Origin of the sequence: Woeseia oceani (assembly GCF_001677435.1) — a bacterium.
Classification (GTDB): domain Bacteria; phylum Pseudomonadota; class Gammaproteobacteria; order Steroidobacterales; family Woeseiaceae; genus Woeseia; species Woeseia oceani.
The window spans coordinates 2,109,092-2,132,519 of the sequence record NZ_CP016268.1; the positions used below are offsets into that span (position 1 = coordinate 2,109,092).

Consider the following 23,428-nt stretch of genomic DNA (forward strand, 5'->3'; position numbering starts at 1 on the left):
CTTGCCCTTTCAGGTATCGTAATACGCTTACTGGCCCGTAGAGCACGAGCACCATCTCAATCCTGCCGTTTTTCGTCGTCCAAACCTGATGCGACTCCTCCTGTATAACATTCGCTACGCTGTTGGCGTGGGCGCGAACATGCACATGCCGCTGCCCGGCGCCGGCTATTTGCTTGGCAATCAGACTGTCCTGCCCGAAATTACGCGGTTCATAAAAGGACAGGAGCCGGACATTGTCGGGCTGATTGAGGTCGATACCGGCTCCATTCGCAGCCGCAAAGTAAATCAGGCAGAAACCATTGCCGAATCGCTGGGCATGAGTTCGTCATTTCAGGTCAAGTACGGCGAGAGCTCCATCAATCAATTGCTGCCCATTATCCGCAAGCAAGGCAATGCCCTGCTGGCAGGGCCCGGCATACACGGCGAATCCTTCCACTTTTTTGATACGGGCGTTAAACGCCTTATCATCGAACTTGAGCTCGAAGAATGTGCCGTATTTCTGGTGCACCTGTCGCTCAAGTACCGGCACAGGCATTTGCAACTGCGGCGCCTCTACGACCTCATTTCTGTCACTCGCAAACCGGTGATCGTGGCGGGTGACTTCAACACTTTCTGGGGCCAGAATGAGATCTACCTGTTCATGAAAGCCGCGGGGCTCAAGAGCGCAAACGTTGAAGGCTTGCCGTCCTATCCAAGCCGCTCGGCACGCAAAGAGCTGGATTTCATCCTGTATCAGGACGGCATCAACGTAACGCACTTCGAAATCCCGCAGGTACGATTCTCCGATCATTTGCCCCTGATCTGTGATTTCGACATTGTGTAGCTAAACTGGCTGCCAGCCGGTAGGCAGGCCTCATTGGGTCGCAGCGCGCAAGCGGGAGACATATGAATACTTCAGATAACGGTCGTGCAACACACTGGCAAAGCAAGACTGACGATAACGGCATCGTCTGGCTGTGCCTCGACAAAGCCGATGGCAGCGCCAACGTCCTGTCGGGTGAGGTGCTGCAGCAACTGGCGGAACAGCTGGAACCGTTGCATGCCAAACCGCCGACAGGCGTCGTCCTGCATTCAGGCAAGGACAACGGCTTCATCATGGGGGCGGATATCAATGAGTTCACCACCATTGAGAACCCGGAACAGGGCTACGCGCTGATCCGCCTCGGCCAGCAGGTGCTGGATAAGATCGAAGCACTGCCGTGCCCGACAGTTGCCGCCATTAACGGCTTCGCTCTTGGCGGCGGTCTCGAACTGGCCATGGCCTGTGACTACCGACTCGCCCTGGAACACGCGAAACCGATACTGGGTTTGCCGGAAGTCCAACTCGGCATTCACCCGGGCTTCGGCGGTACCGTCCGTGCCGTAAAGATTGCGGGCGTGCGGGCGGCCATGCAGCTGATGTTGACGGGTAAACCGGTAACGATAAAAAAGGGCCGCGCCATTGGCTTGATCGACGCAACAACGACGGCCGAGCAATGGCAGCAGGCGGCGCGCCAACTGATCGACGAGCGCCCATCCCCATCGCGCGCAGGCTGGCTGGACCGGATTCTGAACCTCGCACCGGCACGACCGATACTGGCGCGCGTCTTACAAAAGCAGGTGGCGGCCAAAGCCCGCGCAGACCACTACCCTGCGCCCTACGCCATCATTTCCCTGTGGCAGAAACACGCTGCTTCGGAGCGCACGGGTTACGAGGCAGAAGCACGGTCCATCGCAAACCTGATGTGCGGCCCTACCTCGCGCAATCTGGTACGGGTGTTCTTTCTGCAAAACAGGCTCAAGGGTCAGGGCGGAAAGTCCGGCCAGCCGATTAACAAGGTGCACGTCGTCGGCGCCGGCGTTATGGGCGGTGACATTGCTGCCTGGTGTGCACTGCGTGGACTCGAGGTGACCTTGCAAGATCGCGCTGAAAAGTACGTGCAGCCAGCAATGGAACGTGCGCACAAGCTGTTTGCCAAGAAAACCCGCAACGACAAACAGCGTACCGAAGCTGTGCAGCGCTTGCGTGCTGACGTGGCAGGCAGTGGTGTTCCCGAGGCCGACCTGATCATCGAGGCTATCTACGAAAACCTGGAGGCGAAAAAAGAACTGTACGCATCTCTCGAAGCCAGGATGAAAAGCGGCGCGTTGCTCGCTACCAATACCTCCAGTATTCGGCTGGAAGAACTGCGCGTTGACTTGCGTGAACCGACCCGGTTCATCGGCTTGCACTTCTTCAACCCGGTTGCGCAACTGCCCCTGGTGGAAATCGTGCACTGTGCGGATACGGACAGCGATGTCATGGACGCTGGCTTCGCCTTCGTCAAACGCATCGGCAAGTCACCGCTGGCCTGTCGCAGTGCACCCGGGTTTGTCGTCAATCGGCTGCTAACGCCCTACATGGGCGAGGCCTTGCACCTTGCCAATGATGGCGTCTCACTGGTGGACATCGACAAGGCTGCCGAAGACTTTGGGATGCCGATGGGCCCGGTCGAACTGGTTGACAGTGTCGGTATCGACGTCGCATTGCACGTATCCAAAGTGCTGGGCGCCGCGTTCGACCGACCGGTACCGGAACGGCTTGCCGAAATGGTTGAATCCGGCAACCTTGGGCGCAAGACCGGACAGGGGTTCTACACCTGGGTTGACGGCAAGGCCCGCAAGCCAGATTCGTCCGGGAGTTACCTCCCTGCGGACATACAGGATCGCCTGATGTTGCCGATGGTCAATGAAGCCGTTGCCTGTCTTAGTGAGGACGTCGTTAGTGACGCGGACCTGCTGGATGCCGGCGTCATCTTCGGTACCGGCTTTGCGCCTTTTCGTGGCGGGCCCTTGCAGTACGCCAGGGACCGCGGCATTGATGAGGTTGTCGCGGCGCTGGAATCACTGGCTGCCAGGCACGGCGATCGCTTTCGGCCGCACCCAGGCTGGCAGGATCTGCGCAGCAAACTGAATAATGTCGACTGACGCGCGTGTTCCCTCTGGTAAACTGTGCGCCGTTTCACGCTGCGTGCCACCGAGGGTATCAGCGGCCCGTAAATTGAAGGTAGAATAACAACTTAGGACATTCGTGTAGCTGTGCCAAAACGCCGCAAGCCAGTGGCAATGTGCAGCGAGTTAATCACGACACAGCTCTGGCATGGACAGGACAAAAAATGACGGCTGAGCGGCTAAGTACCCAACTGCTCAAGAGTTTTTCCCCCCTTGACGGGCTCAAGCGCGACAATCTTGCGGCACTGGCTGGAAAAGTGCAGATCCGCGAGCTGTCGCCGCAGCAGATACTGTTTAAAGAGGGCGATTCTGAAAAGCGCACGGTTTACGTGGTTTCCGGCACGCTGGAACTGCTGGATCAGGACGCTGTAACAGAGACTGTTGAAGGTGGCACCGAGAGTGCCCGTAATCCCGTATCCCCGAATTACCCGCGTCGGGTCACGGCGCGAGCACGCGACCGCGTGCAGTACATCTCGATCGACAGCGACCTGCTCGATGTCATGTTGACCTGGGATCAAACCGGTTCTTACGAAGTATCCGAACTGCACGGCAGTGACGACGTCGGTGGCGATGACTGGATGACCATGCTGCTGCAGACCAAAGCATTCCACAAGATTCCGCCGGCCAACATCCAGGCGATCTTCATGCGCATGCAGCAGATCAATTACAAAGCCGGAGATGTCGTCTTGAAGCAAGGCGCCGAAGGCGACTACTTCTATGTGCTGACACGCGGCAAATGCCTTGTCACCCGGGAAACGCCCCTGAACAAAGACGGCATCAAACTTGCCGAACTGAACGTTGGGGACACCTTCGGTGAAGAAGCGCTCATTTCAGATGCCAAACGCAATGCCACGGTGACGATGCAGACCGACGGATCCGTCATGCGTCTTGGCAAAGACGACTTCAAGCGGCTCCTGAATGAACCCATGCTCGACTGGGTCGATACAGCGGCTGCCGAAAAAATCATTGCGGAAGGCGGCATGTGGCTGGACGTACGTCTGCCCAGTGAGTTTGAGAATCATCACCAGCCCGGCGCGATCAACATTCCGCTGTATTTCATACGCCTGAAGATCAACACGCTCGACCCGGACAAACAATACGTGCTGTGTTGTGACACCGGCCGACGCAGTTCAGCGGGTGCCTACATACTTAGCGAACGTGGCTTTCAGGCCTACGTCCTCAAAGGCGGCATCAGCAACGGTTCGCGCTGAGACTGGCCGCACCGAGCGGCAATCACAGCGCCCCACCCTTTACCGGCACGAACTACGTGTGGCACGACGAGCGCTGAATTCTTTACAGTCTTTCGGATTGCTTGCTGCTTCGCCGCCAGAACTGGCGACAGAATGCCGCGCCGCTGCGCAGCGGCACACCCCTACATGGTATGGGTTGGTTTGTCGCCACCCAGCGCGCCGGCCAGGTAGTTTTCAATTTTCTTTTGCGTGTTGCCTTGATCCTGATCGCTGAACTGCACACCGATACCGGCCGTTCGTTTGCCCTGCGCACCTTTTGGCGTCATCCAGATTACCGTACCGGCCACCGGGATTTTTTCTTCTTCGCCCATCAGGTTGAGCAACATGAACACTTCATCGCCAAGGCGATAAGAGCTGTTGGTCGGGATGAACAGGCCACCATTGATAACGTAGGGCATGTACGCGAGATACAACGCACTCTTGTCCTTGATCGTCAGTGTCAGTAAGCCAGGCTTTGTCATTACAGTGTTACCTTGAAACAGTCAGTGGCCATAAGCCGCCATCGCTATCCTGCCGCCGACAATGTACAAGGCCCTCGGCCCAGTCGATAAGCAGCCCCTCGAGTGTCAACTGCAGGTTATAAGACCCACTTGGCTGACCACGTAAGCGATTGATTATGTCTAGATAGCAGAACAAATTTCGGCTGTCCATGGACTGCAGCACAGAATCATCAATGATGCTTGCACCGCCTGGCTGGCTTTGCCCGACGACCCGGTAAATGCAGTCCTGAACCTGCCGACCCAACCAGTCGAGGGCCAGAGCCGGGCTCTGCTTGCTCCAGCGTTCAGCGACATCAATCGGTGATACCGCGCGACTGGCGAGCGCCTTCAGGTCCCTTCCTAGGGAGGCCGTAGCCTCCATCTGCTCCGCCGCCGTCAGTGCCGCGAGTGGCGCGCCACCCGCCTCGCGCAGGGCTTGTGACCATTGCATGCCGGGGCGTACCTGATCCAGCCATTCGATACTGGCGGCTTCGTCAGGCAAGCCTATTGTGATTTTCTGGCAGCGACTGAGAATGGTCGCAGGCAAACGGCTGAGCCGATCGACTATGAGTATGATCAGCGCATCACCCGGTGGCTCCTCAAGTGTCTTGAGCAAGCTGTTGGCGGCCGCCGCGGTCATGATATTGGCCGGATCTATGACGGCGACCTTGCCGCGGCCACCGTGGCTTGTCAGGCTCAGTTCGCCGATCAGGGCGCGAATCTGGTCCACGCCGATCGTGTGCTTGTCCTCCGGGCGAACCAGCCAATGCAGGTCCGGGTCCAACGGCACATCGACCGGATAAGTTGGCAAATTACTGGCGCGCTCAGGATCCAGTTTGCTCTTTGCCAGCCATGCTGCGGCCGAACGCTTGCCGACGCCGGGCGCACCCAACAACAAGACGGCGTGCGGGGCACGCTCTTGCCGGACTTGCGTTTGCCAGCGTTCTGCAAAAGAACTAAGCCAATTAATTACCATATTTCAATTAGTTATGGAGAATAATTAAAGTACTTATTCATTAAAAAAACCGGCCCATTGCCCGCCCGATCTGCTGTTGAACCTCATCCAGAGTACGGCTCGCATCAATGACCGCAAAGCGCTCTGGTTCGCGTGCTGCGATTGCCAGGTAACCATCCCGCACCCGCGTGTAGAAGGCTTCGTGCTCGGATTCGAGCCGATCCGCCGCCCCGCGCTTTTGCGCCCGCTGCATACCGATTGCCGGTGGCGCATCGAGTAATACGGTCAAGTCCGGCTGGACATCAGCATGCACCCAGCTCGCCAGAGTTTCGATCTTGTCGGTATCGAGGCCGCGACCACAGCCCTGGTACGCGCGGCTCGCATCGGTGAATCGGTCGCACAGGACCCATTGGCCTGCGGCCAATGCCGGTTTGATTGCATTTTCGATATTGAGCGTACGGGCGGCAAAGAACAGCAGCAACTCGGCTGTATCGGGCAGGTTTTCCTCACCGTGCTCCAGCAACAGGCCGCGAATACGTTCCGCCATCGGTGTGCCACCCGGCTCCCGGGTTCTGACGACGGTGTAGCCCTGCTCTTCGATCAATGCGGCCATGAAGTCGATGTTGGTGGATTTGCCCACACCTTCGCCGCCTTCGACAGTAATGAACTTCCCCCGGCCCCGCTTACTCACCTGGCTCTCCGGAACGCAGACGTTTAAGGTATTCGCGCACGGCCTCGTCATGCTGCTCCTTCGTTTCCGAAAAGCGGTGGCTGCCATCACCGGTACCGGTGGCCACAAAAAACAACTCGTTGCCATCCGCAGGATTCAGTGCGGCATGTATGGCATCTCGGCCAGGCAATGCAATTGGCGTAGGCGGTAAGCCGTGGCGCGTGTAGGTATTGTATTCAGTGTCGGTGCGCAGATGACGCCGCGTCAGGTTGCCGGCGTATTCATCACCGACTCCATAGATCACGGTCGGATCCGTTTGCAGGCGCATTCTTTTCTGCAAGCGGCGAACAAACACGCCGGCAATACGTGCCCGCTCGTCCGCCCGTCCCGTCTCTTTTTCGATTATGGATGCCAGAATCAACGCTTCGTAAGGCGATGCCAAGGGTAATTCCGGGGCGCGGGCCTGCCACTCTTCCTGCAAGGCGGCCTGCAACATGCCATGCGCCTGGCGTAGCAGGTCGAGATCCGTCGCGCCTTTGGCGAAGCGGTACGTTTCAGGCAGAAACAGACCTTCAGGGTGGTCGTAGCCACTGCCCAATTGCTGCAGTACCGCAGGCCAGTCTTCATAGACTATCGTGCTTTGAATATCGGGATGGCGGTGCAAGGCCTGCAGCATTTCCTGAAATGTCCAGCCTTCTATGACGGTAAACGAGTGCAATTGCACCTCACCGTTCACGAATTTTTGCAGCAGCGATACCGGCGTTGTGCCGGCATCAATTCGGTATTCACCGGCATGTATCTCGGTTGCCTGACCGCTCAGCCGTCCATACCAGCGGAACAGCCGGGGGTGCTCCAGAATACCGCGTTCAGCCAGTGCCTGGCTGATGCCAGCCAAAGACGCACCCTGCGCTATTTCGAATTCCAGACCGGTTTCCGGAATGACTAAAGGCGAATGCAGGTAACGATGTGCTTGCCAAGTTGCGGCCGCCAGCGTAACAACAGCGAGCGCGGCAATCAGCAGTAGCGTTCGGAGTAAGCGCTGCATGTCGACGATCGGCCCCTTTCTTTAACATGACAACATGATGCCAGATTGGCGCAAGAACTCCTGCCCCAATTGTCAGTGTATGGCCGGGAATCGTTTATCAGGACGGTACTGTCCGGTAGTTACGCAGGCGCGCGAAATACCAGGCTGCCGTTGGTGCCACCGAAACCAAAAGAATTGCTCACCGCTATGCGAACCTTGCTTTCCCGTGCGGTGTGCGGCACATAGTCCAGATCGCAGCCTTCGCCCGGATTGTCGAGGTTGATAGTGGGCGGAATAACCTGGTCACGAATGGCCAGGATTGAAAATATCGCTTCGACTGCGCCGGCGGCACCCAGCAAGTGACCCGTGCACGATTTAGTCGAACTGACAGCCAGAGACTTGGCTGCGTCACCGAAGGCGCGCTTGATGGCAATCGTTTCACCAACGTCGCCGACCGGTGTCGACGTACCGTGTGCGTTCAAATAATCGACATCGGCAGGGTTTATACCCGCGTCGCTCAATGCCGCCGCCATGCACTTGCGTGCGCCTTCGCCATCGGCCGGTGGTGAGGTGATGTGGAAGGCATCACCGCTCATGCCGAAGCCAATCAATTCTGCGTAAATCCGTGCACCCCGGGCCTTGGCAGTCTCGTACTCTTCGAGCACCAGGCAACCCGCACCATTGCTGAGTGCAAAGCCGTCACGATCCCGGTCAAACGGCCGGCTGGCCGCGGCAGGATCATCATTGCGGGTTGTCATTGCCCGCGCCGCACAAAACCCGGCCATCGACAGCGGGGTCGTAGCGTACTCAGAACCACCTGCAAGCATGACGTCGGCATCGCCATACGCGATTGTCCGTGCGGCAATACCAATGCAATGCGTTGAAGTCGTACAGGCCGTTACGATCGAAAGATTCGGGCCGGTAATGCCGTACATGATGCTGACATTGCCGGACGTCATATTGATGATGCTGCCCGGTATGAAAAATGGCGAAACCTTGCGCGGCCCGCCCTTCAGCATCTTGCTGTGATTTTCTTCGATGGTTTCCAGACCACCAATACCCGCGCCCATCGCGACGCCGATACGATGCCCGTTACTTTCATCGATGCTGAGCCCCGCGTCGTTGATTGCGTCCACACTCGCGGCAATGCCGTAGTGCATGAACGTATCCATTTTGCGGGCGTCTTTCGGCTTCAGGTACGCATCTACATCGAAGCCTGCTACAGGCCCCGCTATTTGAGTACTGAACGCACTCGCATCGAAATTATCGATCTTGCGAATACCAGACTCGCCTGCGCAGACATTCTGCCAAGCCGTTTCGAGCTGACTGCCGACCGGAGAGACTATCCCCATGCCGGTTACAACAACACGACGTTTATTCAAGGTACGTTCCGAAAGACTAAGGCCTGACGCCGGGGAAACAGAGAACTACGGGAACGACTCATGATTGAGTCGTTCCCGTCAAGGTATCAGGAGTCGCTGCGGCGTGCAGTAACGAAGTCGATAGCCTGTTGAACAGTCGTAATTTTCTCGGCTTCTTCGTCCGGAATCTCGGTCTCGAACTCTTCTTCGAGAGCCATGACCAGCTCGACGGTGTCGAGAGAATCAGCGCCGAGATCATCGACGAATGATGCATCGTTGGTAACTTCGTCTTCTTTTACACCCAACTGCTCTGCAACGATGCTTTTAACTTGTTCTTCAATACTGCTCATAGTGACCGCTTCTCCTAAGAAGAGACTTCAACAGACCGCGAACCAACGTCGGCGACCTTAGAGTTTCTTTGGTATGTCATTTTTTGCGCCCCGCGGTGACCGCGGCAGTAAAGGCGCGAGGTCATCTCCGGTGACGTAAGTTCTTGATAATTCAAGCCCCGGCCATGCCGTGGGTCGGTATTGTATGTGAAAGGCCCATGGCAATCTACAATTGCGGCCGGACGGTGAGTAATTGCTCTCAGCGCAGCGTAGTCGGCCGCCGCCAGCCCGCACTTAACTGCATGATTTCATAGCAACTACAGCAATCGTGCGAGCCGCGAACCGCGGCCATCCGGGTGCTCAATCCATCAACATCCCGCCATTGACGTGCATCGTCTCGCCGGTGATGTACGCCGCGGCATCGGAACACAGGAAGACCACCGCATTCGCTATGTCAGCGGCGTCACCGAGACGACCCAGCGGCACCTGCCCCAGCAATGCGTTGCGCTGCTCCTCCGGCAACACGCGTGTCATGTCGGTGTCGATAAAACCGGGTGCCACAACATTGACGGTGATATTGCGTGAGCCCAGTTCGCGAGCAAGTGATTTTGAGAAGCCGATAATGCCGGCTTTGGCAGCGGCATAGTTTGCCTGCCCCGCATTTCCCATCACACCGATTACCGATGCAATATTAACGATGCGGCCATGTCGCGCTTTCATCATGCCGCGCACGGCACCCCGGCAAACCCGGTACACGCCGGATAGATTGGTAGCGAGCACGTCGTCCCATTCTTCGGCTTTCATGCGCATCAATAAATTGTCGCGGGTAATACCGGCGTTGTTGACGACTATCGTTGGCGCCCCTTCGTTTTTGCCGATGTCAGCTAACAGGGCATCCACCGATTCAGCACTGGCAATATCCAGCACCGCGCCACGGCCACCCTCACCCAGCGCCTCGCTGATCGACGCCGCCCCCGACTCACTGGTTGCGGTCCCGATGACGGTTGCTCCGCAGGCTCGCAAGGTGCTGGCAATGGCCGCACCGATGCCGCGTGACGCACCGGTCACGAGGGCAACTTGCCCGTCCAGCAAGTTGCTGTTGAATGCGCTGCTCATGTGTAACTCCTTTCGTAAATCAATTGCCTGTGCCACTCAGGGTCAGTGCTTTCTGCAAACTGTCGGCATCATCGATGAAAACCCCCGTCACTTCCCGGTCGATGCGCTTCACCAGGCCGGCGAGCACTTTGCCTGGACCGCATTCAATCGCCACCGACACACCGTTCGCCGCCATGTGTTTGATCGTGTCGGACCAGCGTACCGGCGAATACAGCTGCCGGCGTAAACCGTCACGTATCTGGTTGGCGTCTGAGTACGGCGCAACATCCACGTTGCTCAGGACAGGCACGCTTGGTGCCGATACGGTGGCGGCATCAAGCAACGGCTTGAGCGCATCAGCCGCCGGCTGCATAAGAGCGGAATGCGACGGCACACTGACCCGTAACAGCAAGGCACGTTTGGCACCCGCGGCTTTAGCACCGTCGACCGCACGCTCCACCGCGGACTTTTCACCCGCGATGACAACCTGGCCCGGTGAATTGAAGTTCACGGCACTGACGACCTGGCCGTTGGCGGCGGCACTGCAAACATCAACGACCGCCGAGTCGTCGAGGCCAAGAATGGCAGCCATCGCTCCGCTACCTTCCGGCACAGCCTGCTGCATAAATTCGGCGCGCTTGGCCACCAACTTGAGCGCATCGGCGAACGTCAGTGAACCTGCCGCAACCAGCGCTGTGTACTCACCCAGACTGTGACCCGCCATCCAGGCCGGCATCGTGGCGCCCGCTTGCTGCCAGCACCGCCATGCCGCGACACCCGCAGTCAACATGGCAGGTTGGGTCACAACGGTGCGATCGAGATCCTCTGGCGTGCCTTCCTGAACCAGGGACCAGAGGTCGTATCCCAACACCTCGCTGGCTTCAGCGTAGGTCTCGACAACCTCGGTGAATGTATCTGCCAGTGCTTTCTGCATGCCCGGCGACTGTGATCCCTGTCCGGGAAATACCACTGCAAAAGTCAACTCTTTCTCCTTAGCGCATCAATGCCGCGCGCATTATATAGACCGTGACCGTGCGACCCTAATTTTGCTGGCCGCAACCGCGAGCAAGCCGCCGACCGCGCCGTACAGATGCGCGTTCACCACGACGTCGCCCCCTGCCGATGCCGCAGAACCTGGCAACGGTCCGACAAGTTGTTCATAGCTGAGTTTCGCCAGCAACATCGCGCCCAACAGCCAGGTCTCGCCGCCGGGACGCCGCCAATCCACGACAAGGCCAGCCAACAACATGCCGTGTAGTGCCCCCGAAAATCCGACGTACCAGGCCAGCGGAGTGTCCAGCCACCAGAACCCGGCGTCGATAGTCACAATGATCGCTGGGAGGGCCAGCAACCAAGCCCGTCCGTTCAGGCGATCGCCGACCAACAGCCAGATTAACAGCAAGGCCAGCATGTTCATGAGCAGGTGGGACCAGCCCAGATGCACGAAATGCCCTGTCAGCAGCCGCCAGTATTCGCCCTCGCCGATTGCCATTCGCTCGTAACGTAACGCGAACCGGGCTGTTTCTCCGCCTGCTTCAGCCAGGAACGCGACGATGCAGATCAGCAATGGCAACCACCAGTGGCCCAGCCACGCCGGCACGGGGCCAGCGACCTCGGCATCCCTATCTTCAACCATGACTTAACCCCATGTTTGATATACTCGCGTTTAATCAGACATGTCGTCAATTCATCAATTCGCAATCTGGATTGCGGGTATCCCGGAGTAAGAGCTGTGACACAGAATGTATCCCGCTGCCAACATCGTCGCGGACAGCAAGGTTTTACGCTGATCGAAATCATGGTCGTGGTCATTATTCTCGGTATTCTGACCGCTATTGTTGCACCCAACGTCATCGGCCGGGTTGGCGATGCGCAAATCGCGGCGGCAAAGCAGGATCTGCGCGGCATAGAAAATGCCTTGAAATTCTATCGACTTGATAATTTCAGCTACCCAACAACGGAACAGGGCCTGGAAGCACTCGTTACCCGACCCAACGATCCGAACATCAAGAACTGGAAAGCGGGCGGCTATCTCGAACGCCTGCCGAAAGATCCCTGGGGCAATCCGTATCAATACTTAAGTCCGGGCAACAATGGTGAGTTTGATATCTACACGCTAGGCCGTGATGGCCGACCAGGTGGCGAAGGCGAAGACGCAGACTTTGGCAACTGGGATCTCAACTAGGCCAACAGCCGTGTCAGCCATGGCGCTGCTCGCCAGACCCAACAGCCGCTGCCGCGGCTTCACCCTTATCGAAGTACTGGTCGTTGTTGTCATCGTCGGCATCATCAGCGCCGTTGTTTTGATGTCGACAACCCTGGTGCGCGACGACCGTGAATTGCAGCAGGAAGCGAAACGCCTGTCGTCGCTGATAGCGCTGGCATCAGATGAAGCTCTGTTTCAGGGCCGGGACCTGGGTCTCGAGTTCATGCGCAACAGCTATCGCTTCGTCGAGTACGACCCTTATCTCGGGCAGTGGAACGAGATTGTCGGCGATGACCTGCTCAAGACCCGAGTATTGCCCGAATCGTTGCACCTGGAGCTGGCTATAGAAGGCCGCCGCGTGCAGTTGAACGAACAACCGGCCGAGACCAACAACGACAAAACCGACAGCATTAATACCCGCGAACCCACCTATACGCCGCATGCGCTGATCCTGTCGAGCGGCGAACTGAGTCCATTTCAGTTAAGTGTATTGCGGGAAAGTGACCGTCGTGAATTTGCAGTTACGGTCACCGCTGAAGGCAATGTCGAAGTAGCCGACGCTATAGATGATGAACGCTAGGCGGCGGCAACAGGGTTTCACCCTGATCGAAGTTATGGTCGCACTCGCGATTGTCGCCTTGTCATTGACGACCGTTAGTGCCGCCATCAGCCAAATGGCCGACGCGGCTATCACGGTGCAGCAACGCACTTACGCAAGCTGGATCGCGCAAAACAAGATTGCCGAAATGCGACTCGCGAATGTCGTTCCCGAAGTTTCAGAAACGGAAGGCGACATCGTGTATGCCGGGCGCGAATGGCTGTGGACCGCAACCGTGTCGGAAACCGGCGTTGAAAACCTGTATCGGGTTGATGTCGCGGTATCCCTGGCGGAAACCGCCGAGCAAATTCGCACAGTCACAGGCTTTGTAGGTGAACCGGTTCAACCGGGGCTGGCGAACGCCGCCTGGAACAGTATCGGGCTATCGGCCGACCCGGATGCTGATGCTGACGACAGCGGAGACAGGCAATGAGGCTGCCTGCGCGCAATTCGGGCTTTACGCTGGTAGAAGTGCTGGTCGCGATGGCGGTTTTTGCTTTGATGTCAGCTCTGGCTTATGGCGCTCTGGGCCGGACTATCGCGAGTTCTGAAATTCTGAGTGACCGGATGGGTCGGCTGCAATCAATTCAGCGAACGATGCGCCAGCTGGATCAGGACTTCACGCAGCTCGCCCCACGGCCCATACGTAAAGACCTGGCTGATACCTACAGCCCTGCGCTCGAAGCAGACGGTCTTACCGGCGTCGCGCTGGAACTCACCCGTGCTGGCTGGAGCAATCCCAACGTATTGCCGCGCGGCACCCTGCAACGCGTCGCTTACGTTGTCGAAGGCGAAGAATTACGCCGCTACTACTGGCACGTACTTGACCGGACCTACAGCAACGAACCCGTCATTGTGACCCTGCTCGACGGCATCGACAGCATCGCCGTGCGCTACCTGATGGGCAACGGCGAATGGTCCGATCAATGGCCGCCGCAACTGCAGGGCGCGGCCCCCGATCTCCGGCAGCGTCCCCGCGCAGTGGAAGTCGTTCTGAGCCTGATAAACGAAGGCGAAATCAGCCGCCTGATAGAGGTGGCACCGTGATCGCCCACCGCCCGCGTGGCTTCCGGCAACGAGGTGTCGCGCTGATAACCGCGATGCTGATCGTGGCATTGGCCGGGATCATTGCCGCCAATTTAGCGTGGGACAACGCACTCGACGTGCGCAGAACGATGGCCTTGCTGGCGCGCGATCAGGCCGTGCAGGTTGCGCTGGGCGCGGAGAGTTGGGTCAGCAGTATTCTGCGGCAAGACCTGGAAGACACGGAAACCGATCACCTCGGCGAGATCTGGGCCAGTGAACTGCCAGGCTTGCCAATCGATGACGGTGAGGTATTTGGCGCTGTAGAAGACCTGCAGGGGCGCTTTAATATCAACAACCTGATTGGATCGAACGGTGAGGTCGATGAACAGGCGCTCGAACAGTTTCGACGCCTGTTGCAATCACTGTCGCTGGACCCGCGATTTGCCGGCGTCGCAGTGGACTGGCTCGATACCGATCTGGATGCCTCGTTTCCCGATGGTGCCGAAGACCCGATCTACAGCAGCAAGGTACCGCCTTACCGATCCGCGAACCAATTACTGACCAGCACCTCGGAACTGGCCGCACTTGACGGCATGGACAAAGCAACGCTCGATACCCTGCTTCCGCACGTTTCCGCTTTACCCGGAAAAACCACGATCAATGCAAATACCGCAACGCCGGCGGTGCTACAGTCGCTCGGTGAGAACATCTCCGTGTCAGATGTCGAGCGTTTGATCTCCGAACGGGAAGCGGCTGGCTTTGCCGACGTTGAGGATACGTTCAGGCCGATCATTACACCGGAGATGTTGCCGGCAATCGGCGATTCGAGCCGCTATTTTCAATTGAAGGTGGTAGTCCGGATTGGTACCGTGCGTGTCACTATGTACAGCCTGTTATTGCGTACCGCGCGTGGCGATGTAGCCCCTGTCTCACGCAGCTTTGGAACAACCTAGGAGTCCTGCATACCGTCATGGCTGAGTTTTTGGTAATCCGGCTAAAGGCCGACCCGGAGCAACCCGCCGACTGGATCGCGGTCGACTCCGAAGGCAGCCGCCTGGGGCCGCCTGTGACCGGCTCGCTCGCAGAAGCCAGAATCGATGTGCGCGACCGGCGGGTGCTGGTTCTCGTGCCCGGTACGGAAGTTCTGACGACCACGGCCAGCATCCCCGTCAAAGGGAACCGATTGCAGGCCGCCTTGCCCTATGCGCTGGAAGAAACTCTGGCGGACGATGTCGATAATCTCCATTTTGCAGCCGGCGCTCGTCTGGAGAATGATCGGGTCCCTGTAGCCGCCGTCAGTCGCGAACGCCTGGATGAATGGCTCGACCGGCTCCGCTCGGCGGGTATCGAACCGGCAAAAATTATCGCGGAACAATACGGCCTGGCGCGCATACCGGGGACGCTCAGTCTGTTACTGGAAGACGATCAGATCCTGTTGAACGATGGCGACGAAACGGTTTGTGTCCTGCAGGACATGACGCCCGGCGATGCATTGCTGGCCATTGGCGCTTTGCAGGACAGCGACACTCCGGCACCCGCAGAAGACGAAGACACCACACCCGCTCGCGCGCACGTACTGATTTATTGTGAAGCGGCTGATGACGAACGCTTCAAGCACGACTGGATAGCGCTGCGACACGAGCTGGGTAGCCTGGACGTCAAGCTGCTGCCCGACGGTGCACTGCCCCGACTTGCCGCTACCACGGCGACCGGGGTTGGCGTGAACCTTCTGCAAGGCAGTTACGGGCCGAAAAGCGAATACGCTGGCCTGCTTGCACCCTGGCGATACGCGGCTGCGCTGCTTCTGGCCCTCCTCGTCCTTGGCAGTGTCGCAAAAGGCGTCAACTACCTGGCATTGCAACGGGAAGAGACAGCCTTGAACAATCAATTTTTGGCCGAGTACCAGCAAATCGTGCCGGGCGCACAAAATGTTGACGACCCGGTGCGCCTGGTGTCGAGCCTGCGTGCCCGTGCCGGCGGCGGCGGTGGCACGCCGCCGGTTTTATTGCAGGCGTTGGAGCAATTGAGTAAAGCCGTGCGCGGCGACATTGACGCCAGCATCGAAGCTGTCAGTTTTCGCGGCGGCGTTGCGGACATCCGAATTAACGCTGCCAGTGTTTCAGTACTGGACAGCATACGCCAGCGTATCGACCAGGAAGGACGCTTCCAGGCGCGCATTCAATCAACCGATCAGGTCGGCGAACGGGTTAACAGCCGCATCCAGATTCAGGCGCTAACGCCATGAACGCGTGGTTCAACTCTCTGCAACCCCGCGAGCGGGTCATGGTTGCAACGGCCGCAGTATTTATCGTCTTTGCGATTTACTGGTTTGTGTTTTGGCAGCCACTTGATCGCGGCGAGAAGGACCTGACAAACCGAATCGCCAATTGGCAGAGTTCTCTGCAGGAACTACGTCCATTGCGTGGTCGCCTGATGTCCGGCAGCAATACTGCCAGCGCGAACGCGGGTCAAAACAAGTCGCTGGTCGTCATCGTCGACGATACCTTGCGCAGCCGCAATCTGTACTCCGCTCTGCAACGCAGCCAGCCTACCAACAACAGCGGCATTCGGGTCGAGTTCGAGAATGTTGCGTTTGACGACCTGGTACTGTGGCTCGGTGACCTGAGCACGCAGTATGGATTGCATGTCCAGGCCGCGAGCTTTTCCCAGAATAACAACAGTAACCCCGGGCGCATAAACGCCTCACTGACTTTGGAACGCCCCTGAGATGACAAGCTGGAAACGGTTGCTGATCACGGGTGGCAGCGTTTTTCTGCTCGGCCTGTTTACCTTGTTGCCTGCCAGGGTAATACATCATTGGGTATCACCGGATGCGCTGCAACTGGCAGGTATCGAGGGTACCGTTTGGAACGGTGCAGCCAATGAAGCCTTCATTGACGGTATGTACTTGCAGAATCTGCGCTGGAGCATGCGCCCGTTCGCGTTGTTCACCGGCAGCCTCGCATATGCGCTGCAGGCCGAACCGGTTGGTGGCTTTCTTGATGCGACAGTGGCAGTGAGTCTGGGGGGCACTGTCAGGGTTTCAGCGCTCAACGCCGCATTGCCGCTGCAAGCATTGCAAAACGTGGTACGGGTCGATGGCATAAGTGGGGATATCAGCCTGCAGATGGCTGAGATTCGACTTGCGGATGGCTGGCCAACACACGCAGCCGGTCAGGCGGGACTGTCCAACCTGGTGTTACGCGCGCTGGCACCGGCGCCTCTCGGTAATTTCCAGGTCGAATTTCAGAACACGGACACCGGGGTACTCGGCAGTGTTCAGGACGTCAGCGGCATGCTGAAAGTTGCGGCCACTTTGCAACTCAATCCGGACCGCAGCTACACCCTGCTCGGCCAGGTCGGTCCTACGGCGACCGCGACGCCGGCCATCGTTGAGCAACTGCGTTTCCTCGGCAGCCCCGATGCCCGCGGTTTACGCGAGTTCCGCACGGAAGGTTCCTTATGACTCGCCATGCTGCGCGTCGACTTCGATAAACTTCTGTAACAAGGGGAAGTACAAAGCGGTCCTGAGTTCCGCGTCTGTAATCCCGCTGTATATGGCACGATAGAGTCGCAATTGCGGCAAGTAGCGGGCCACTTCCTGCTCGAGGAAGCCGCTTAAATTACCGCCTTCGTGGGTGCTGGTCTTGTAGTCGACCAGCCAGTGCACGCCGTCTTCAGCGACCCGCACCCGGTCAATAACGATATTGACGACCTCCCCGTCGTGCACACCGCCAAGCCGAAGTTCCGAGTAGCCTGCGCCGGACAGCAGCCAGCGACCCTGTTCGTCGTTCAAAGCGGATTCAACAGCAAGACGGACCCGATCCAGTACCCCCTTGAGGTCATTGTCAGGCACGCCAAGTGACCGTGCCCAACGACCGCTGACCGCGTCGAGATCCGCTGGCAAGCCATCGTTGGCCAGACTGCCATCCGCCATTTTCTGTAACCAGCGGTGCACAATGGTTCCGGCATGCCGGGCTGCACTGCCAACCCAGTAATAATCCACCTCACGCGCGTCACTCGTTGGCCGAACGACCACTGCCGGCGGCGGTTCCGGTATCGAGGGAACTTGCCAGGGTTGCTCCATGCGGCGAATTTCAGCGGCCATGAATACCGGTTCGTCGGTTTCGAACACTGCGGCAGTGTCTTCACCGGCGCCTGCGGCGAACGCCGCTTCATAATGCTGTTCCACCAATGGCCACAAACGGTACAGCAAACTCTCGCGAAAGGGAGCACCCAATTCCGCGCCTTTCTTGCGCGTGCCAACACTGCCCACCAGGTGCAAAGAATGGATAGCTCGGGTACACGCCACGTACAACAGTCGATCAAGTTCCAGCCGATCGCTTTCTCTTGCCGACTGCTCTATGAAGCGATGCAAAGGGTCCTTTTCAACCGCCGTGCGCGGCCCCAGCGGGCTGATGATCATGCCACTGGCACCGTCTTCAGCCGTGACAGGCAGCCATGCCAAAACGTCCTTGTTGCTCCCACCGGTTGTTCGTCCCAAGCCGTGCAGGACCACGTGATCGAACTGCAATCCTTTTGCCTTGTGCATGGTCATCACCTGCACACGCGTGTGTTCATCACCGTGCGACGAAACCCGTTCCTCGTCGAGTTGTTGCTCCAGTGTCGCAATGTCCTGAATCGTGCCACCCAGCTCCAGCTTGCCGATGACATCCAGATAGCGATAGGCATTCTCCACTTGTTCCGGACTCTGCAAACAGGCGGGACCACCGAACGTTAACCAGGCACGCTCTATTCGTTCGCGCAGACTGCGGGTTCCGTGTGCGACGGCGAATGGCTCCAGCGACCGCAGGAATCGTTGCAACCGCGACCGGCCGTCGGGACTCAAGGCGAGCAGCCGCTCGCCGTCGCTGCACAACTCACTTACCGTCGACCTGCTGTCATTTTTAACCAATGCGTGAATATCGCTCCAGGAGAGCCCAACCCAGGGCGCGCGGAGCATTGCCAGCCAGGCGATCCGGTCGCCTTCGTGACATAGTGCACGGGTCAATGCCAGCAGATCGATGACTTCCGGCAAATCGGTCAGGCGATCAATCTCGATTGCCTGGCAACTAATGTTCTTGCGCCGCAAAATATCGAGCAACTTCGGTAACTGACTCCGACTGCGTACCAGAACCGCCACATTGTGATCGCTGTTCTTGCGCAGACAGGACTCGATGACGCTCGCTGAACAAGCGGCCTCTTCCTCCATACCCGCCTCGATGAGCGGGTGAATCTCGACGATGCCCTCCCCGGCACGCGATTCGACCGGCACCGAAGGGGAGTAGGAAATTGCGCCGGTTGCGACATCGTCTTCCCGGGGTAGAACCCGTTCGAACGTCGTGTTGAACCAGGCCACCAACTCGGCACCCGAGCGAAAATTCTGGCGTAAAATCAGCGAATCCAGATTCAAGGTGCCGATACCGTGCTTTCTCGCAGCGATAAACTGGCCAACTTCGGCATCCCGGAAGCGATACACAGACTGCATGGGGTCGCCCACACAAAATAATGTGCGTCCATCGCCTGGCTCCCAGCCTGCCGTCAATTTCGACAACAACTGGTACTGGCTGATGGAGGTATCCTGCATTTCATCAACCAGCAAGTGGCTGATCCGGTAGTCGAGCAACATCGACAGTTCACCCGGCTCGTCGGCATTGCCTAATGCTTTGCTTGCCGCCTGTGCCACTTCGACGTGATCGTTGACTCCTCGTTCGGCGAACAGTCGCTGCAATTCGGCGACTGCCAACGGCAAGACATCAAACAACGCCAGCATGACTTGCCATTGCTCGTCCCGGTAAGTCGCGTCCGGCAAGAGCTGAACGGTTGCCAGCTGTTCTTTGAGCCCGCGCTGCTCCTGCAAGACCAGCAGCCACTCCTTGAATGCGGTCTTTTCGCCGTCGTCTTTCGCGGGGAAGCCGCTGCGAACATCCACCGATACCCGGATGTCGCCATCCAGCTTCAGCAGTACCGACGCAATCGCGCGCCAGAGGTCGACGTTGTCGCTGGTCGCCTCAGGCCAGGCGACGACATCAAGTTCAGCTAGGGCGTGTTCTGCGCCGGATTTTTCCTGCAGATTCTTGCCCGCATAACGCAACAGCTCGCGGTGCTGTTGCGTGCCCAGCTCGAAAAATACTTTCCTTACGATGTGTAGATGGGCTCGCACCTGGTCATCGATTGTTGCCTCCAGTGCAGCGCGAACCTGGTCGGCATTATCCGTTGCGCCAGGGCCAGTGAACGGGATCCATTGATCGCGCTTGGCCAGCATCTTCGCCAGGTAACTAACGTAGTCACCAACGTTATTGTCGAGATGCCGCAGTACGCGTTCGAGTTTGGCCGCACGTGCATCGCCAAGCGGCAGCCAGTCCAACGTCGCAATCGCCGCATCTGAATACAAACGTTTCATCTGCGCATCAGCAACGGTGCTCATCGAGCCACCAAGGTGGGAACTGACCGGCAACATGCGCGTGACTGAGGCGCAAAACGCGTCCATCGTCATGATGCGCATGCGCCGGGGTGACTCCCGTAATCGCCAGTTGTATTTGCGATCACGTTGCAGAATGCGCGCAGCCGCGCTCAGCGTCCGCTGTTCGTGTTCCGCGTCGCCTGTCTCGCCATCAGCCGCACGTTCGAGCGCATGCGCGACCCGGTGCCGCATCTCCGCCGCCGCCTTGTTGGTAAAGGTGATTGCAACCACTTCCTCTGGCTCGGACACCGTTGCCAACAGAAACAGGTAGCGCTGGATCAACAATTCAGTTTTGCCCGATCCTGCGGGTGCCTGCACGATAAAGGACCGTGTTACATCGACTGCATCGGCGCGGGCCTGATGGTCAGCAGTCAGCAGATCGACGTTAGTCTTCACGACGTAACTCTTCGATTCGGCTCAGTAGTGCAAGCGGTCGCCCGTCATCGGCGGACTGATTGCCGTTTACCCCGGTCTCACCCGCTGCAAAGCGAACCAGGAGTGCATCCACATCCGCGCACCACGATGCCAGGGCCTGCGGCCAGTCTTCTGCTTTGATCTTGCCGAACGGCACGCCTGCGCCTTCCCCCTGATAGCTGATTTCACGACTGTCCAGATTGATCAGTGCAAGGCCTCCGATCGGCGCAGCAAGTGTCCGCGCATACACTGACAACTGCACATTGGCCGGTACGCCCTTTTTTGCATTCATGAAGGTCTTGCGTGTACCCGACTTGTAATCAATGACCAGAAGACTCTGGTCTGCAAGCCGATCAATCCGGTCGATACGCATATTCAGAACGACAGCCCCGTGTTTCAATTGCAGGCGCTCTTCAAGCGCGTCGATGCTGAAGTCATCACGGGCACATTCTTCGTCCAGAAAGCGCAGAAGTATCTGTTGCAGGCGACGTTTCTCGAACTGCAGGATCAAACGCAGAATATCGTCCGCCTGTTTGCCGATGTCGGTCAGTGCCAACCACGCTGCGCGCTCGCTGCGCTCCTCGCGCTGCGCAGCGGTCCAGCCTTGCAACTGGCTGCGCGACGGTTTGTCCAGCAGCAAGCGGTACAACGCATCGTGCAAGGCAATCCCCCTCAGGCGAGGCGTGAGACCCGCCTGGTACGGCTCCAGCGTATTGGCTGCCAAACGTCCGGCGACAAACGCCGAGAACGGCTCCTCCTGCATGCGTTGCACGGTATAGGCGCCACCGCGAATTTTTTCATCCGGCAGGACCGGTGGCGCTGAATCAGGGTGCAGCATGTCCAGCTTGGCGCGACCCGCCATGCTGCACGCAAACCAGCCCGGATCCCCGGCATCTGTTTCGACCGCAGAGTTTGCATCAAGCTGAAGCAGCGGTGAGGGTTGCAGCTCCGTATCACCGTCACTTCGAGACCAGCTGTACAACAACTGAGCGGTCGACTTGCCAAGTCGATCAAGCGTACGCTCCGCAAAAGCCAGCGTATCGGCCGGCGTCGCGTCGGGCATACCGGTGTCGCGTTGCAACTGCCGGCTTAACAAGGCCAGCGGTTGCCCGGCCGAAGGCCAGCGGCTCGCGTCCATGTTGCCCACCCAGACATGATCAAACTCCAATCCGGCAGATTCGAGCAGGCCGATAAGACTTAAGCCACCGGCCGGGGTTTCCGGCTGATAAAGCGTTTCGCCCGCCATCTGGAACAGGTAGCCGACGGCTTCGCGGAAGGTAGGTACTGACCGTACGCTGCCAAGCCGGGCGAATTCATTCAACAACTGACGCCAGCGGTTGATGAGCTGAAATTCTTCACTGTCCGACTGCTGAATGCCGGGCCAGCCCAGGCTGCTCAGCAAAGCATCGATGCGCTCCGCCCAGATTGCCGGTGCCAATTGTTCGTCTTGCTGGTTCACGACATCAACCAGCAACTGCATCCGTTCTCGCCACACTGCGCCGTCAGTCGCTGGTGCTGTGTCATTCAGTGCGTTCAAAAGGTTTCCCGGCTGCCACTGCCTGTCGACCAGAGAGCGGAGCTGAGTTTCAAGCCGGCAACGCCCGGGCATGTCTTCCTGGCCGAAAAACGGTGAGCGCAGGAGCAAGCTGATGTCTGGACCTCGCAATCCGTTTGCCGCAAACCGGAGCGCTTTCTCCGCAGCAACAATGGCGGGAAAGGCTGACAAACGCTGACCGTATGAAACGTTTACGGCCGAGCGGTAAGTCGAGCCAGCCAATTGCCAGCCGGCGGCGAAACCTTCCCTGACTTTACGCGCGATGGCCGCGGCATCTTGTTCGAGATTCGGCACAATTACGGCAATGCGCGCTTTCGGATCACGCTGCAACTGGTCGCGAGCCCAACGGCCGGCTGCGCGCCATTGGGCATCCTCGTTCGCGTAGGATCGGTAACGTCGTGTCGCGACTCTGGTCGAAACCGGAACCTCGAGCGTTTCGATGTTGACCGCCGCCAACTGCTCGAAGAGATAACGCTGCACCGGCGTCAATCGGTCGAAGCCTGCCAGGTAAATTTGTTTGCCGGGCGCTAACTGCGCCCCCTGCAGAACGTCGGCACAGTATTCCGTCAGCTGCGCCTGATCGATCCAGCCTCCCGCCCGCAGAAAATTCTGGTAAGCGGACGCCGCGCGGACAAACCAGTGCTCGTCACGACTGCTCGCCGCAGCGGTTACCGTGTCGACTGGTATTCGCCAGTCGTGCACGCGCTGCCAGGCCTGCCGCGCATGCCGCAGAACGCCCGCCGTACTCAGTAAGTCCTGACGACTGGTCTCACCGAGGCACCGCTCCCACAGCAGGCCACTGGCCGCCGGATCTATCAGCCGCTGCAGGCCTTGTTGTTCCGCGCCATCCAGCGCCGTTGCGAGCCAATCTGTAATCGCCTCGATGTGCGGCGTCGGCCAGCTACGGTAACCGGCGCGGCGTTGTTCCTGCTCAAACGCGGCTTGCAGTTCGCGCGCGAGTCGTCGGCTGGCAGTAATGACCGTCGCGTTGACGCTGACAGCGTCCGCCAGCCATGGGTAGCCGCTCGTCATG

Annotated in this window: 22 protein-coding genes; 11 read left to right on the forward strand and 11 right to left on the reverse strand. The window is 58.4% G+C overall.

The window, feature by feature from the left end:
* Nucleotides 1-88 precede the first annotated feature (88 nt).
* From BA177_RS09445 to BA177_RS09455, 3 genes are all read left to right on the forward strand, one after another.
* Nucleotides 89-823 (forward strand): endonuclease/exonuclease/phosphatase family protein, encoded by a 735-nt coding sequence (locus BA177_RS09445; protein ID WP_068615689.1) that lies wholly within the window; start codon nucleotides 89-91, stop codon nucleotides 821-823.
* A 62-nt stretch (nucleotides 824-885) separates the two neighbouring features.
* Nucleotides 886-2,946, forward strand: a complete 2,061-nt coding sequence (locus BA177_RS09450) for a 3-hydroxyacyl-CoA dehydrogenase NAD-binding domain-containing protein (protein ID WP_068615691.1) — start codon at nucleotides 886-888, stop codon at nucleotides 2,944-2,946.
* A gap of 188 nt (nucleotides 2,947-3,134) precedes the next feature.
* Complete coding sequence (locus tag BA177_RS09455) at nucleotides 3,135-4,181, forward strand: cyclic nucleotide-binding domain-containing protein (protein ID WP_068615693.1); 1,047 nt, start codon at nucleotides 3,135-3,137, stop codon at nucleotides 4,179-4,181.
* A 161-nt stretch (nucleotides 4,182-4,342) separates the two neighbouring features.
* On the opposite strand, the gene BA177_RS09460 is transcribed toward BA177_RS09455, so the two are convergent.
* The 9 genes from BA177_RS09460 to rrtA form a co-directional block, all read right to left on the reverse strand.
* A complete protein-coding gene (locus BA177_RS09460) occupies nucleotides 4,343-4,681 on the reverse strand; it encodes a PilZ domain-containing protein (RefSeq protein WP_068615701.1) in 339 nt (112 codons plus the stop codon).
* Nucleotides 4,682-4,688: 7 nt separating this feature from the next.
* Nucleotides 4,689-5,675, reverse strand: coding sequence for a hypothetical protein (locus BA177_RS09465; protein WP_068615702.1), 987 nt, complete (start codon nucleotides 5,673-5,675; stop codon nucleotides 4,689-4,691).
* Nucleotides 5,676-5,715: 40 nt separating this feature from the next.
* Nucleotides 5,716-6,345 (reverse strand): dTMP kinase, encoded by a 630-nt coding sequence (tmk, locus tag BA177_RS09470; RefSeq protein WP_231892424.1) that lies wholly within the window; start codon nucleotides 6,343-6,345, stop codon nucleotides 5,716-5,718.
* On the reverse strand, nucleotides 6,338-7,369 hold the full coding sequence (mltG, locus tag BA177_RS09475) for an endolytic transglycosylase MltG (RefSeq protein WP_068615704.1): 1,032 nt from the start codon (nucleotides 7,367-7,369) through the stop codon (nucleotides 6,338-6,340). Before mltG ends, tmk begins: the two co-directional genes overlap by 8 nt.
* 119 nt (nucleotides 7,370-7,488) lie before the next feature.
* Complete coding sequence (gene fabF / locus BA177_RS09480; RefSeq protein ID WP_068615706.1) at nucleotides 7,489-8,730, reverse strand: beta-ketoacyl-ACP synthase II; 1,242 nt, start codon at nucleotides 8,728-8,730, stop codon at nucleotides 7,489-7,491.
* A gap of 86 nt (nucleotides 8,731-8,816) precedes the next feature.
* Nucleotides 8,817-9,059, reverse strand: a complete 243-nt coding sequence (gene acpP / locus BA177_RS09485) for an acyl carrier protein (protein WP_068615708.1) — start codon at nucleotides 9,057-9,059, stop codon at nucleotides 8,817-8,819.
* A 339-nt stretch (nucleotides 9,060-9,398) separates the two neighbouring features.
* On the reverse strand, nucleotides 9,399-10,154 hold the full coding sequence (gene fabG / locus BA177_RS09490) for a 3-oxoacyl-ACP reductase FabG (RefSeq protein WP_068615709.1): 756 nt from the start codon (nucleotides 10,152-10,154) through the stop codon (nucleotides 9,399-9,401).
* 19 nt (nucleotides 10,155-10,173) lie between these two features.
* A complete protein-coding gene (gene fabD / locus BA177_RS09495; RefSeq protein ID WP_156762771.1) occupies nucleotides 10,174-11,115 on the reverse strand; it encodes an ACP S-malonyltransferase in 942 nt (313 codons plus the stop codon).
* 33 nt (nucleotides 11,116-11,148) lie between these two features.
* The gene (gene rrtA, locus BA177_RS09500) at nucleotides 11,149-11,769 is read right to left on the reverse strand and encodes a rhombosortase (RefSeq protein WP_082990013.1); all 621 of its coding nucleotides are present in this window, start codon (nucleotides 11,767-11,769) and stop codon (nucleotides 11,149-11,151) included.
* Between the two features lie 96 nt (nucleotides 11,770-11,865).
* Between rrtA and gspG the strand changes: the two genes are divergently transcribed.
* Genes gspG through BA177_RS09540 form a run of 8 tightly spaced genes read left to right on the forward strand, consistent with a single transcriptional unit; the run spans nucleotide 11,866 to nucleotide 17,429 of the window.
* Entirely contained in the window at nucleotides 11,866-12,318 is a 453-nt protein-coding gene (gene gspG / locus BA177_RS09505) for a type II secretion system major pseudopilin GspG (protein ID WP_082990014.1), read from the forward strand.
* 19 nt (nucleotides 12,319-12,337) lie between these two features.
* On the forward strand, nucleotides 12,338-12,919 hold the full coding sequence (gene gspH, locus BA177_RS09510) for a type II secretion system minor pseudopilin GspH (protein ID WP_068615712.1): 582 nt from the start codon (nucleotides 12,338-12,340) through the stop codon (nucleotides 12,917-12,919).
* Nucleotides 12,906-13,370: a type II secretion system minor pseudopilin GspI gene (gene gspI / locus BA177_RS09515; RefSeq protein WP_068615714.1), complete on the forward strand. Its 465-nt coding sequence runs from the start codon at nucleotides 12,906-12,908 to the stop codon at nucleotides 13,368-13,370. The genes gspH and gspI overlap by 14 nt, the downstream gene beginning before the upstream one ends.
* Nucleotides 13,367-13,984 (forward strand): type II secretion system minor pseudopilin GspJ, encoded by a 618-nt coding sequence (gene gspJ, locus BA177_RS09520; RefSeq protein ID WP_068615716.1) that lies wholly within the window; start codon nucleotides 13,367-13,369, stop codon nucleotides 13,982-13,984. The genes gspI and gspJ overlap by 4 nt, the downstream gene beginning before the upstream one ends.
* Nucleotides 13,981-14,916, forward strand: a complete 936-nt coding sequence (gspK, locus tag BA177_RS09525; RefSeq protein WP_068615718.1) for a type II secretion system minor pseudopilin GspK — start codon at nucleotides 13,981-13,983, stop codon at nucleotides 14,914-14,916. The genes gspJ and gspK overlap by 4 nt, the downstream gene beginning before the upstream one ends.
* A gap of 17 nt (nucleotides 14,917-14,933) precedes the next feature.
* On the forward strand, nucleotides 14,934-16,208 hold the full coding sequence (gspL, locus tag BA177_RS09530) for a type II secretion system protein GspL (RefSeq protein WP_068615720.1): 1,275 nt from the start codon (nucleotides 14,934-14,936) through the stop codon (nucleotides 16,206-16,208).
* Nucleotides 16,205-16,690 carry a type II secretion system protein GspM gene (gspM, locus tag BA177_RS09535; protein WP_068615722.1) on the forward strand — a complete coding sequence of 162 codons (486 nt, stop codon included), beginning with the start codon at nucleotides 16,205-16,207 and terminating at the stop codon, nucleotides 16,688-16,690. Before gspL ends, gspM begins: the two co-directional genes overlap by 4 nt.
* 1 nt (nucleotide 16,691) lies before the next feature.
* Nucleotides 16,692-17,429, forward strand: a complete 738-nt coding sequence (locus BA177_RS09540) for a type II secretion system protein N (protein ID WP_068615723.1) — start codon at nucleotides 16,692-16,694, stop codon at nucleotides 17,427-17,429.
* Here the strand turns inward: BA177_RS09540 and BA177_RS09545 are convergent.
* Both BA177_RS09545 and BA177_RS09550 read right to left on the reverse strand, forming a co-directional pair.
* Nucleotides 17,424-20,822, reverse strand: coding sequence for a UvrD-helicase domain-containing protein (locus BA177_RS09545; protein WP_068615726.1), 3,399 nt, complete (start codon nucleotides 20,820-20,822; stop codon nucleotides 17,424-17,426). The two genes, BA177_RS09540 and BA177_RS09545, sit on opposite strands and share 6 nt — an antisense overlap.
* On the reverse strand, nucleotides 20,812-23,427 hold the full coding sequence (locus BA177_RS09550; protein ID WP_068615728.1) for a PD-(D/E)XK nuclease family protein: 2,616 nt from the start codon (nucleotides 23,425-23,427) through the stop codon (nucleotides 20,812-20,814). Before BA177_RS09550 ends, BA177_RS09545 begins: the two co-directional genes overlap by 11 nt.
* Between the last annotated feature and the right edge of the window lies 1 nt (nucleotide 23,428).

Excerpts from the sequence above, each read along its gene's own strand:
- BA177_RS09465 (WP_068615702.1), bottom strand. The coding sequence starts at position 5,675 with ATGGTAATTAATTGGCTTAGTTCTTTTGCAGAACGCTGGCAAACGCAA.
- gspJ (WP_068615716.1), top strand. The coding sequence starts at position 13,367 with ATGAGGCTGCCTGCGCGCAATTCGGGCTTTACGCTGGTAGAAGTGCTG.
- BA177_RS09540 (WP_068615723.1), top strand. The coding sequence starts at position 16,692 with ATGACAAGCTGGAAACGGTTGCTGATCACGGGTGGCAGCGTTTTTCTG.
- BA177_RS09445 (WP_068615689.1), top strand. The coding sequence starts at position 89 with ATGCGACTCCTCCTGTATAACATTCGCTACGCTGTTGGCGTGGGCGCG.
- BA177_RS09550 (WP_068615728.1), bottom strand. The coding sequence starts at position 23,427 with ATGACGAGCGGCTACCCATGGCTGGCGGACGCTGTCAGCGTCAACGCG.
- gspH (WP_068615712.1), top strand. The coding sequence starts at position 12,338 with ATGGCGCTGCTCGCCAGACCCAACAGCCGCTGCCGCGGCTTCACCCTT.
- gspL (WP_068615720.1), top strand. The coding sequence starts at position 14,934 with ATGGCTGAGTTTTTGGTAATCCGGCTAAAGGCCGACCCGGAGCAACCC.
- gspI (WP_068615714.1), top strand. The coding sequence starts at position 12,906 with ATGATGAACGCTAGGCGGCGGCAACAGGGTTTCACCCTGATCGAAGTT.
- BA177_RS09450 (WP_068615691.1), top strand. The coding sequence starts at position 886 with ATGAATACTTCAGATAACGGTCGTGCAACACACTGGCAAAGCAAGACT.
- fabG (WP_068615709.1), bottom strand. The coding sequence starts at position 10,154 with ATGAGCAGCGCATTCAACAGCAACTTGCTGGACGGGCAAGTTGCCCTC.
- acpP (WP_068615708.1), bottom strand. The coding sequence starts at position 9,059 with ATGAGCAGTATTGAAGAACAAGTTAAAAGCATCGTTGCAGAGCAGTTG.
- BA177_RS09460 (WP_068615701.1), bottom strand. The coding sequence starts at position 4,681 with ATGACAAAGCCTGGCTTACTGACACTGACGATCAAGGACAAGAGTGCG.
- BA177_RS09455 (WP_068615693.1), top strand. The coding sequence starts at position 3,135 with ATGACGGCTGAGCGGCTAAGTACCCAACTGCTCAAGAGTTTTTCCCCC.
- rrtA (WP_082990013.1), bottom strand. The coding sequence starts at position 11,769 with ATGGTTGAAGATAGGGATGCCGAGGTCGCTGGCCCCGTGCCGGCGTGG.
- gspM (WP_068615722.1), top strand. The coding sequence starts at position 16,205 with ATGAACGCGTGGTTCAACTCTCTGCAACCCCGCGAGCGGGTCATGGTT.
- mltG (WP_068615704.1), bottom strand. The coding sequence starts at position 7,369 with ATGCAGCGCTTACTCCGAACGCTACTGCTGATTGCCGCGCTCGCTGTT.